This is a genomic window from Streptomyces sp. BR123, from assembly GCF_013401435.1.
Lineage (GTDB): Bacteria > Actinomycetota > Actinomycetes > Streptomycetales > Streptomycetaceae > Streptomyces.
The window spans coordinates 18,806-29,461 of record NZ_JACBGN010000068.1 but is presented as its reverse complement, the minus strand read 5'-3'; the positions used below and the strand labels follow the sequence as shown (position 1 = coordinate 29,461).

The 10,656-nt window shown below is 71.2% G+C and carries 7 protein-coding genes; 4 read left to right on the top strand and 3 right to left on the bottom strand.

Annotation, left to right across the window (positions count from 1 at the left end; translation table 11 throughout):
* The first annotated feature begins 234 nt into the window (after window positions 1–234).
* Window positions 235–1,563 carry a GAF domain-containing protein gene (locus HYE82_RS13970; RefSeq protein ID WP_179174343.1) on the top strand — a complete coding sequence of 443 codons (1,329 nt, stop codon included), beginning with the start codon at window positions 235–237 and terminating at the stop codon, window positions 1,561–1,563.
* Window positions 1,564–1,617: 54 nt separating this feature from the next.
* On the top strand, window positions 1,618–3,141 hold the full coding sequence (locus HYE82_RS13965) for an aldehyde dehydrogenase family protein (protein WP_179174342.1): 1,524 nt from the start codon (window positions 1,618–1,620) through the stop codon (window positions 3,139–3,141).
* A 327-nt stretch (window positions 3,142–3,468) separates the two neighbouring features.
* On the opposite strand, the gene HYE82_RS13960 is transcribed toward HYE82_RS13965, so the two are convergent.
* The 3 genes from HYE82_RS13960 to HYE82_RS13950 all read right to left on the bottom strand — a co-directional run bounded on the left by HYE82_RS13960 (window position 3,469) and on the right by HYE82_RS13950 (window position 8,571).
* Complete coding sequence (locus HYE82_RS13960; RefSeq protein WP_179174341.1) at window positions 3,469–5,337, bottom strand: hypothetical protein; 1,869 nt, start codon at window positions 5,335–5,337, stop codon at window positions 3,469–3,471.
* Between the two features lie 1,303 nt (window positions 5,338–6,640).
* A complete protein-coding gene (gene ptsP, locus HYE82_RS13955; RefSeq protein ID WP_179174340.1) occupies window positions 6,641–8,302 on the bottom strand; it encodes a phosphoenolpyruvate--protein phosphotransferase in 1,662 nt (553 codons plus the stop codon).
* Complete coding sequence (locus tag HYE82_RS13950; protein ID WP_179174339.1) at window positions 8,299–8,571, bottom strand: HPr family phosphocarrier protein; 273 nt, start codon at window positions 8,569–8,571, stop codon at window positions 8,299–8,301. Before HYE82_RS13950 ends, ptsP begins: the two co-directional genes overlap by 4 nt.
* A 323-nt stretch (window positions 8,572–8,894) precedes the next feature.
* Between HYE82_RS13950 and HYE82_RS13945 the strand changes: the two genes are divergently transcribed.
* On the top strand, window positions 8,895–9,656 hold the full coding sequence (locus HYE82_RS13945; protein ID WP_179174351.1) for a DeoR/GlpR family DNA-binding transcription regulator: 762 nt from the start codon (window positions 8,895–8,897) through the stop codon (window positions 9,654–9,656).
* Window positions 9,653–10,609, top strand: a complete 957-nt coding sequence (pfkB, locus tag HYE82_RS13940; RefSeq protein ID WP_179174338.1) for a 1-phosphofructokinase — start codon at window positions 9,653–9,655, stop codon at window positions 10,607–10,609. Before HYE82_RS13945 ends, pfkB begins: the two co-directional genes overlap by 4 nt.
* Window positions 10,610–10,656 lie beyond the last annotated feature (47 nt).

The window sequence follows — 10,656 nt, the reverse complement described above, 5'->3', positions numbered from 1 at the left end:
GCACCGCCCCGGACCGCCCGCACCGCCCGGACCGCCCGCACCGCCCGCACCGCCCGCACCGCCCGCACCGCCCGGACCGCCCCGGCGGTTCCCGTCCCGCCTCCGCGACCTGCGCACACGAGGTTCGGCGTTTCGGCGCTGAGTGGCCGGGAGCGCCCTTGCCGGGGCCCCGCACCGCGGCGACGATGGGGCGCTTCGGCTCCGCGGGAGCTCCGGAGACTGCGGGAGGGTGACATGGACGAGCCGCCGCTGGCACTGCCTGCCGGAGCCGACCCCGCCGAGCACAGGCGGGTACTGCGCAGGGCGCACTCCGCGTTCACCCGGCACGGCCGTGTCGAGGGCCCGGTCCGGGCGGTGATCGCGAGGTCCTGGCTGCGGTGCGTCCGAGCGCGCGTCAGTCCGGACTGCGTGCCGGAGGTGGAGCTGGCGGAGGCGGAGCTGCGGCCGTACCGGGCGCAGCACCCGCTGGCCCGGGTCATGCCGCTCTTCCGGGACCTGGTCGGGGCGTTCGCGGCACACGGGTCGCACCTGCTGGCGGTGTGCGACGCCCGCGGGAGCCTGCTGTGGGTGGAGGGCGAACCGGCCACGATGCGCCGCGCCGAGCGCCTCGGCTTCGTTCCGGGCTCGCGGTGGGCCGAGACGGCGATGGGCACCAATGCGCCGGGCACGGCGGTCGCGGTCGGCAGGCCGGTCCAGGTCTTCGGGGCCGAGCACTTCAGCCGGCGGGTCCATGCCTGGACGTGCGCGGCGGCGCCCGTTCGCGACCCGCGTACCGGCCGGGTCCTGGGCGCGGTGGACATCACCGGCGGTGACGGCCTGGCCCACCCCCACTCGCTCGCGTTCGTGCAGGCGGTGGCCCGGGCGGCCGAGGCCCAGCTGGCCCTGCCGGGTGCCTTGCCCACGGCAGCCGGGGACACCCTCGGGGCCCTCGGCCAGGACGAGGCCCTGCTGACCGGCGCCGACGGGGCGCGGACCCGCCTGGGGCGGCGGCACAGCGAGATCATGGCCCTGCTCGCGCACCACCCCGACGGGCTGACCGGAGAGGAGCTGGCGGTCGAGCTCTACGAGGACGAATCCGTATCGCCCGTGACGTTGCGCGCCGAAATGTCACGGCTGCGCGGTCTGCTGGGCTGCCGCGCCCCGCTGTCCCGCCCCTACCGCACGGCCGCGCCGCTGCAGGCCGATTTCACCGCCGTCACCCGCCACCTTGCCGCCGGCGCCGTCTCGGCGGCCCTCCAGCACTATCCGGGCCCTCTCCTCCCCGCCTCCACCGCGCCCGGCATCGTCCGGCTGCGCCGCCGCATCGAGGACCAGGCCCGGGCCGCCGTGGTCGCCCGGGCGGACGTGGGACTGCTGACCGACTGGGTGTGCACGCCGTGGGGCGCGGACGACCCGGACGTGTGGCGGGCCCTTGCCGCAGCCCTGCCTGCCCGGGACCGCCAGGCGGCGCTGGCCCGCGTACGTTCCCTGGACGGCGAGCTCGGCGCCGCACCTCCACGGGCGGCAGGACGGATGCAGCCGCTCCGCCGCCGTGCAACGTATCCGCAACCTGCGCGCCCCTAGCCTCCTGCGGAACGCCGGCCGACGGCGGCCCGCGCCCGGCAAGGGGAGGACACCATGGCCCGATACGCTGCACCCGGCACCGAGGGCGCGCTGATGTCGTACGCGTCCCGGTACGGACACTTCATCGGCGGCGACTACGTCGAACCCGTCCGCGGGCAGTACTTCGCCAACCCCTCCCCCGTCAACGGCGAGATCTTCACCGAGGTGGCGCGCGGCACGGCCGAGGACGTGGAGCGCGCCCTCGACGCGGCGCACGCGGCCGCGCCCGCCTGGGGACGCGCCTCGGCGGCCGAACGGGCCGCCGTCCTGTTGCGCATGGCCGACCGGACGGAAGAACACCTGGAGGCCCTGGCGGTCGCGGAGACCTGGGAGAACGGCAAGCCGATCCGCGAGACCCTCGCCGCCGATCTGCCGCTCGCCATCGACCAGTTCCGCTATTTCGCGGGCGCCCTGCGCGCCCAGGAGGGCGGGCTCAGCCAGCTCGACGACGACACCGTCGCCTACCACTTCCACGAGCCCCTCGGCGTGGTCGGGCAGATCATCCCGTGGAACTTCCCCCTCCTGATGGCGGTGTGGAAGCTGGCCCCTGCCCTGGCGGCGGGCAACACGGTGGTGCTGAAGCCGGCCGAGCAGACTCCGGCCTCGGTGCACTACTGGCTGAGCCTGGTGGCCGACCTGCTGCCGCCGGGGGTGGTGAACATCGTCAACGGCTTCGGCGAGGAGGCGGGCAAGCCGCTGGCGTCCAGCCCGCGGGTCGCGAAGATCGCGTTCACCGGGGAGACCTCCACCGGCCGGCTGATCATGCAGTACGCGGCGGAACACCTCAAGCCGGTCACCCTCGAACTCGGCGGCAAGAGCCCGAACATCTTCTTCGACGACATCTGGACGGTCGACGACGACCTGCGCGAAAAGGCCCTGGAAGGGTTCGCCATGTTCGCCCTCAATCAGGGCGAGGTGTGCACGAGCCCGTCCCGGGCGCTGATCGAGCACGGCCGGTACGGGGACTTCCTCGACGCGGCCGTCGCCCGCACCGAGCTGATCGTCCCGGGGCACCCGCTGGACACGGACACGATGATCGGCGCGCAGGCCTCGGAGGAGCAGCTGCGGAAGATCCTTTCGTACGTGGAGATAGGCCGGCGGGAGGGCGCGAAGATCCTGACCGGCGGCGAGCGCATCGACCACGGCGGCGACCTGGCCGGCGGCTACTACGTCCAGCCGACGATCTTCGAGGGCGACAACCGGATGCGGATCTTCCAGGAGGAGATCTTCGGCCCGGTGGTGTCCGTGACGTCGTTCCAGGACTTCGAGGACGCCATCCGCATCGCGAACGACACCGCGTACGGCCTGGGCGCGGGGGTGTGGACCCGCGACATCAACACGGCGTACAGGGCGGGCCGAGCGATCCAGGCGGGTCGTGTCTGGACGAACTGCTACCACGCGTACCCGGCCCACGCGGCCTTCGGCGGCTACAAGCAGTCCGGCATAGGCCGCGAGACCCACAAGATGATGCTGGACCACTACCAGCAGACGAAGAACCTCCTGGTCTCGTACTCGCCGAAGAAGCTCGGCTTCTTCTAGAGGCACGAAAAGAGGCGCCTGACCCGGGCTCTTGCCTGTCAGGCGCCTCCCGCTCGCCCCGCCTGGGAAGGGTCGGGTCTGCACGAAACTCCCGGTTCACCCCACCGGTGTCCCACTCCTGACCAACTCCTCCGGACCAGTCGCGGACCAAACCCCGACTCATCCCGCAGACGGGTCAGCCCCGCTGACACGGTCCCGCTTCTCTTATGAACTGCTCGATGAGGCGGTCGGCCACGCACCCTAACGCCGTGCAAGAACGTGGCGTAGTGACGGAAGAAGCGAGCAGCGAAGCCTTCCTCCTGAGCCGGACTGCTTGAGGATGCGCCGCTACCAGAGCACCCTTGCACGGCGCTCACTGTTGAACCCAAGACCATGTCGATAGATCTCTGGCACCCAGTAGCGCCCGTCGGCCCCCTTGCTGAAGACCCCGGATTCAATCAGCAGATCCGCATCCGCCACAGTCAACTCGACCTGCTCGAGGTCGAACGGAACCAGAACAGGGTGACCGAGGCCCTGCATGTGCACCAGCAGCCGCCCGATCTCTTTGTTCTCCTCCCCCACCGAAATGATCTTGTTCCTGCTGCACTCCAGCAAGGCCTTGCGCATGGCAGTGGGGACGAGCACACGGTCGTCGACCGTGTCGTTGTACTGCTCAGAGTTCTTGGCTGCTGTTGCGAGGAACATCACTACGTCTCGCGCCTGCACCTGGCCGTTGAAGTCACCCAGGGCTGCAGGGACCCACAGGTGGGAGCGCGCCTCGCGGGACTTCGCGCTACCCATCTTCCAACCCCACACCTGGATGAGACTGTTGATCAAATCGTCCGTCGAGAGATCAGTGATACCGGCGACCGGAACGGATTCGGGCAGTGCATCGGCGTGCGCAGTCACCCACAGGGCAAGACGCAGGGCCTCCTCCTTGCTCCAATGCAGGGCATAGTGATCGTACCGACCCAGGAGCTGGCCGCTGTTCTGCCGAACGGCGCCGGTGACGAGGTCACGCCGGACGAAGACCACGAGGCCGAAGGGGCGGCCGCGCAGGGAGCGGAGCCATCCAAGGACGTCGATCAGCAGAACCCTCAGGGCAGTGCGCTTCGTGTCACTGTCCAGGTTCTGCATGAGATCCTCGAGGCCGTCGATCACGAAGACCGCCTTGGCCCGTCGGCCAAGCTCAATCAATGCCTCTTCTGAAGTTCGTTGCTCCGAGACTTCCAGCCCGCAGGCCATGGCCAGGCATTCCAGCCACAGGCTGCGCCAACCGAGCTCATCCTGACCACCGAGCCTCCCCAGGCCGGCCTTGAGCCGGTCCGAGATGCTGGAGCTGGTGACGTTCCGTCGTGGCTTGTCACCGTTCGTCGACGCGAAAGCGTCACGCAGGTCTTGCGGCTCAAGGTCTCCATACTCCAGGTTCGCTGACTCCAGAACAGGAACGATGGGCGCTTCGACGGTGGTGCCTCTGATCCCGGACTGCTCTGCGAACCTCTGCCACGTACGCGCGGCGCAAGCCTTCGCGTACATGAAGGTCTTACCTGCCCCCTTCGCACCCACGACGAGGGCCTGCGGCAGCTCGGTCCGGTGGTCGGCGAGCAGACGTCGGAGCGGTTCCGTCACTAGGAAGCCGCCGGCCGAGGACAGACCGCTCTGCTCCGCATAGACGAGGTTGCCTGCGGTTCGCGCGAGGTTGCGACGCAACTGACCGTAGTCCACCGCCATCGCTGGGGCGGCTTCAGCGGTGATGCGGGCAGCAGGAACCGGGAGTAGGGACTCGAGTCCGTCAGCGACTCCGCACGACGAGATCACATCCAGCACCGCGTCCCAGGAGGACGGGAGCGCAAGGAGTTCCTCTCTGAAGGGGCTCAGTACCGGCTGCGCGAGTAGCGCGGCATCGACGGATCCCGTGTCATCTCCGTCGGTCTCCACCGGACCATGGAGAGCCGCTCCCAAAGCCGCCGAGAGCATGCTGCGGGCAGCGTCGGCCTGTGCCGTGTGAGTGTCCATCCGGTACTGGGTGACGACGACCGACGTTGCAGGGTCGGTACCTTGAACGGTGGGCGCCTTTCGGCCAAGTTGTTGAACCATCAGTTCCGTGCCAGCGAGGGATTGATGACTCAGCGTAGTCACAAAGACTCGCTGAACCCTGGGGTCGAGAAGCACGGGTGCGGAGAGTTCGGAGGCACCAGCTCTGAGGTCGATAACCACCGTGTCTGCTCCGAGTCGGGCGCCCAAAACGGCCAACGCCTCTGTCACGAAGTACACAGATCGTTCGGGGGTAAGCAGGTCTGCGGGCTCGATGCGCGGTGGCGCCAACGTCACACGGCGGCTCGACGGCATGACGGTGATACTCCCGCCACTGGCATAGTCTCCCGCAAGTGCACCCGTCGCTTGCGGAGTGCGGCCACCCCCACGTGAAGCACCATGTGGCACATCATCGCACCGCCATTGGGTGACCATCGCACGATGTGATCAAACGTCTGAAAAGCTCGCATACGCGTCGAGCTGACACATCGCCACCAAGCAAGCGGGGGCCCGACGGGGGTCTCCTGAAACATCATCCCGATCCGGCCCCAGCAGGCACATTCAAGCCAGGCTCGTGCCCGAGGACGAAGCGAGCAGCTCGGCGAGCGAGATCAAGCCACCTACGGTACAGGCCCAGCGACTCCGGACAGCCGGGGCCACCGCGAAGCACGTACAGGTGACCGCGCAGTTCGGCATACGGATTATCAGCGTCAGATGCGCTGACCGCCAGACGGCCCGTAAACGATCAAGAGTACGTTTCAGATCACCCCGAAGCCTGAGGGGCGTCCTCTGGGGCTTCGATGTCCCGACTCCTCAGCACCGAACATGGGCAGCATCACGCGGGTGCCGAGCAACGGATTTGGGACTCCCATTCCAGCCCGTCCGCTTCGCCCTACGACCGCCCGGGCCGAGATCCGGACCATTTCCGGACCAGCCCCCTCCAGCAGTGCAAGCCAACTACTGTCTTTCCTGCTCAGCATGGGTGCAGCTGCTGCACCACCAGCAGACGAAGAACATGCTGGTCAGCTACTCGCCGAAGAAGCTCGGGTTCTTCCAGGGTCACGAAAAGAGGGGCCTGACCTGGGTTCTTGCCCGGCAGGCGCCTCACGCTCGCCCCACATGAGGAGGGGGTGCGTTGACGCTGGGACTCCCAGTTCATCCCACCGGTGTCCCGCTCCTGATCAGCTCTTCCGGACCGGTCACGGACCAAGTCCCCGGCCCCGACGGTGCGTTGCCTGCTCCCGGACTCCGGCTCGGGGGCGAGGTTCCGTCCTCGCCTGGTTCAACCGGAACAGCGGCCCCGCCGGCGCGGCGTACAGCACCCTGGAGAGCTACGGTCTCCGAACCGGCCGGGGCGTGCGTCCCTGCCCGACCGCCTCGCCGGAGGCGGAACAGGTTCGGCGGATGGCCGTCGCCGTCTCCCGGACGGGGCCCCGCGGTCCGTCGTCGTTGCCGCCGCGGGGAGCCGCGTCGGTCGCGCCGCTTCTCATCCGCCTCCCGCGACCCTCGACCGGACCTTGCCGCGGGCATCGGCGGCGTCATCGGCGAGCAGGGCCAGCTGGGCGAGTTCGCGGCACTCCGCGAGGGTGTGGGCGGCCAGTGCCGCCCGTACCTCGGGGAGCGAGGCGGGCGCGGCCGACAGGCTGGTGATGCCGAGCCCGACCAGCACCAGGGCGAGCGTCGGGTCGGCGGCCGCCTCACCGCACACGCCGATCGGACGGCCGTGTTCGGCTGCGGACCGAGCGGCGGAGGCGACCAGCGTGAGCAGGGCCGGCTGCCACGGGTCGAGGAGCTCGGCGAGGGAGCCGAGCGTGCGGTCGGCCGCGAAGGTGTACTGGGCCAGGTCGTTGGTACCGATGCTGAAGAAGTCGCAGGCCTCCGCCAGCCGGTCGGTCCGCAGGGCGGCCGCCGGGACCTCGATCATGGCGCCGGCCAGCGGCAGGCCGTGCGCGCGGACCCGGGCGGCGAACTCGGCCGCCTCAGACGGGACCGACACCATCGGGGCCATCACCCAGACCTGGGCGGCGCCGTCCTCGGCGGCCTCGGCGATCGCGGCGAGCTGGGTCTCCAACAGCTGGGGGTCACGGGCGGCCGTCCGCAGGCCGCGGACGCCGAGGGCCGGGTTATCCTCATCGGCGGCCGTGGCGAAGAGCAGCGGTTTGTCCGCCCCCGCGTCGAGTGTGCGGACGACGACCCGGCGGCCGGCGAAGGCCGCGAAGACCTGCCGGTAGGCGGCGGCCTGTTCGGCGAGGCCGGGTGCCTCGGCGCGGTCCAGGAAGAGGAACTCGGTGCGGAACAGGCCCACGCCCTCGGCGTCGGCCGCGGCCGCGCCGGCCAGCTCGTGCGGCGCCCCGAGGTTGACGAGGAGTGCGACCGGATGGCCGTCCGCCGTCCGGCCCGGCCCCTGGACCCGGGCCGTCAGCTCGCGGCGACGGCGCTCCCGTTCGGCGGCCCGCCCGAGGGACTCCGGGCTAGGGTCGGGCTCGACCACGCCGTCCGCGCCGTGCACCAGGACCTGCCGGCCGTCGTCGAGTTCCATGGCACCGGCGCAGCCGACCACGGCGGGGACGCCGAGTGCCTTGGCGAGGATGGCCGTGTGACTGGTCGGCCCGCCGCGGACGGTGACCAGGGCCAGCACGCGGGCGGGGTCGAGCAGCGCCGTGTCGGCGGGCGCCAGGTCCTCGGCGACCAGGACGTACGGGTGTCCCGGGTCGGGCAGACCGGGCACGGGCAGGCCCAGCAGGTGCGCCACCGCACGGTCGCGCAGGTCGTCCAGGTCGGCGACGCGTTCCGCGAAATGACCGCCGGCGGCGACCAGCGCGGTGCGGAATCCGTCGAAGGCGGTGGCGAGCGCGTGGGCGCCGTCGGTGCCCCGTTCGGCCAGGGCGGCCGCCGCGTCGGCCAGGACCGGATCGGCGGCCATCATGGCCTGCGCGGCGAGCACGTCGGAACCGGGGCCGCGCACGCGGGCGGCTCGCTCGTCCAGATCGGTGACGACCGCACCGAGGGCGGCGCGGACCGCCGCCGCCTCGGCGGCCGGGTCGGCGACGGGCCTCGGTGCGGGCAGCGCGGGTACGGACGCCATCCGGGCGACCGGGCCCGCCGCGCTGCCCGTGCCGACGCCGATCCCGCGGATCGGATCGCTCATGCCGCTGCGTCGAGGTCGGAGGCGAGCAGGTCGGCGAGCGCCTTCAGCGAGTCCTGGGCCTGGTCGCCGGTCGCGGTGAGCTCCAGGGCCTCGCCGCAACCGGCGGCGAGGGCGAGGACGGAGAGCAGGCTGCGGGCGTCGACCGGGACCTGCCCCGGGCGGCCGACGGTGACCTTGGCCGGCTGGCGGGCGGCGGCCTGGACGAACAGCGAGGCCGGGCGGGCGTGCAGGCCGCTCCGGGAGCCGACGGTGACCTGGATCGAGTGCATGGGAGGTCCTTGGAGGAGATGAGTGGAGGAGAGACGAGCGCCGACCCGGGTGGGATCCGGGTCGGCCGGGGAGTGGGCCACGGTGATCGGAACCAGGTCTCCGCAGTACGGGGGCGGTGGCGGAGGACCGGGCGGACCGTGGTTTCAAGCCCGTGAACGTGTTGTTTCGATTGGTTCTACGTCCGATCGTCGAGCGATGTCAACACATTCGGACAAACTCAAAGATGAGCACGAAGCCCGCACGACCTCTTGCCTTTTCGGTCGGAGCGCGTATGGTCGGCCTGAAGCAAGCGTGAACAGACATGAAACGGACCCAATCCCACATGTACGCACCCGAGCGGCAGCAAGAGATCCTCCGCCTCGCGCAGAAGCAGGGCAGGGTGGACGTGCCGACACTCGCCGAGGACTTCGGCGTCACGCAGGAGACCATCCGGCGTGACCTGAGCGCCCTCGACCGGGCCGGTCTGCTGCACCGGGTGCACGGCGGCGCGCTGCCCGCCGGCGCGCTGCACCTGGAGCCCGGTCTGGCCGAACGGGACTCCACGGCCGCGACCGAGAAGGAACGCATCGCCAAGGCGGCCCTCGACCTGCTGCCCGCGGAGGGCAGCGTGATCCTTGACGCCGGGACGACCGTCTCCCGGCTGGCCGGCCTGCTGCCCGCCGACTGCAGCCTCACCGTCGTCACCAACGCGCTCCCGGTCGCCGCCCGACTGGCCGACCACCCCGGGCTCACCCTCCACCTGGTGGGCGGCCGACTGCGCCACCGCACCCAGGCCGCCGTCGACGCGTGGGCGCTGCGCGACCTGGCGGACGTCCACGCGGACCTCGCGGTGATCGCCACCAACGGCTTCTCCCCGGAGGGCGGCCTCTCGACGCCGGACCTCGCCGAGGCAGCCGTGAAGCGGGCCATGCTCACCGGTGCCCGGCGGGTCGTCCTGGTGGCCGACTCCTCCAAGTACGGCGCCCGCCACTTCGCCCGCTTCGGCTCGCTGGACCAGGTGGACGTGCTGGTCACGGACACCGGGCTGACGGACGAGCAGGCCGCCGGGATCGAGAACCACGGACCGGAAGTCATCCGCGCATGATCGTCACCATCACCCCGAACCCCAGCCTCGATCGCACCTACGAACTGGGAACCCTCGTCCCGGGCGAGGTCAACCGGGCCTCGCACGACCGGCTCGATCCGGGCGGCAAGGGCGTCAACGTCTCCCGCGCGCTCACGGCCGCCGGCCACCGCACCAGCGCGGTCCTTCCCCTGGGCGGCCTCTCCGGGCAACTGCTCGCCGACCTGTTGCGCCGCCAGGGCATCGATGTCGCGGCGGTCGCGATCTCGGGCGACACCCGCATCAACGTCTCGATCGCCGAGGACGGCGGCAGCCTCACGAAGATCAACGCCGTGGGCCCCGAACTCAGCGCCGCCGAGTCGGCCGCACTGCTCGCGCTCGTCCGCGACGCCCAGAAGACCGGCCAGGGCACCGGGAGCGACGTGCGGTGGCTCGCCTGCTGCGGCAGCCTGCCGCGCGGTCTCGCACCCGAGTGGTACGCGGAAGTGGTCGCCCAGGTGCACTCGGGTGGTGCCCGGATCGCCCTCGACACCTCCGGTCCCGCGCTGCTGGCCGCGCTCTCGGCCCGCCCCGACGTGGTCAAGCCCAACCGGGAGGAACTCGCAGAGGCCGTGGGCCGCCCGGTCCGCACCGTCGGCGACGCCGTGGACGCGGCCGGGGAGCTGCGCGAGCGCGGCGCCCAGCAGGTCCTCGCCAGCCTCGGTGCGGACGGGATGCTGCTCGTCGCCGAGGAAAGCTGGTACGGCAGCGCACCGGTCGCCGCCGTCCGCAGCGACGTGGGAGCGGGCGACGCCTCGCTCGCGGGCTTCCTCGGCGCCGGCGGCACCGGCCCCGAGGCCCTCGTGGCGGCCCTGGCGCACGGCGCCGCCGCCGTACAACTGCCGGGGAGCCTCATGCCGACCCCGGCCCATCTGGACCCGGCCGCGGTGGTCGTGACGGCGGACCTCCCGCTCGACCGACCGCTCCGCGGTTGAGAACGACCTCCTGGGGACGGCGTCGTCCTCAGGAGGTGGTACGCCCG

Coding starts and splice junctions, on each gene's coding strand:
- HYE82_RS13970 (WP_179174343.1), top strand. CDS start 235: ATGGACGAGCCGCCGCTGGCACTGCCTGCCGGAGCCGACCCCGCCGAG.
- HYE82_RS13965 (WP_179174342.1), top strand. CDS start 1,618: ATGGCCCGATACGCTGCACCCGGCACCGAGGGCGCGCTGATGTCGTAC.
- ptsP (WP_179174340.1), bottom strand. CDS start 8,302: ATGAGCGATCCGATCCGCGGGATCGGCGTCGGCACGGGCAGCGCGGCG.
- HYE82_RS13950 (WP_179174339.1), bottom strand. CDS start 8,571: ATGCACTCGATCCAGGTCACCGTCGGCTCCCGGAGCGGCCTGCACGCC.
- HYE82_RS13945 (WP_179174351.1), top strand. CDS start 8,895: ATGTACGCACCCGAGCGGCAGCAAGAGATCCTCCGCCTCGCGCAGAAG.
- pfkB (WP_179174338.1), top strand. CDS start 9,653: ATGATCGTCACCATCACCCCGAACCCCAGCCTCGATCGCACCTACGAA.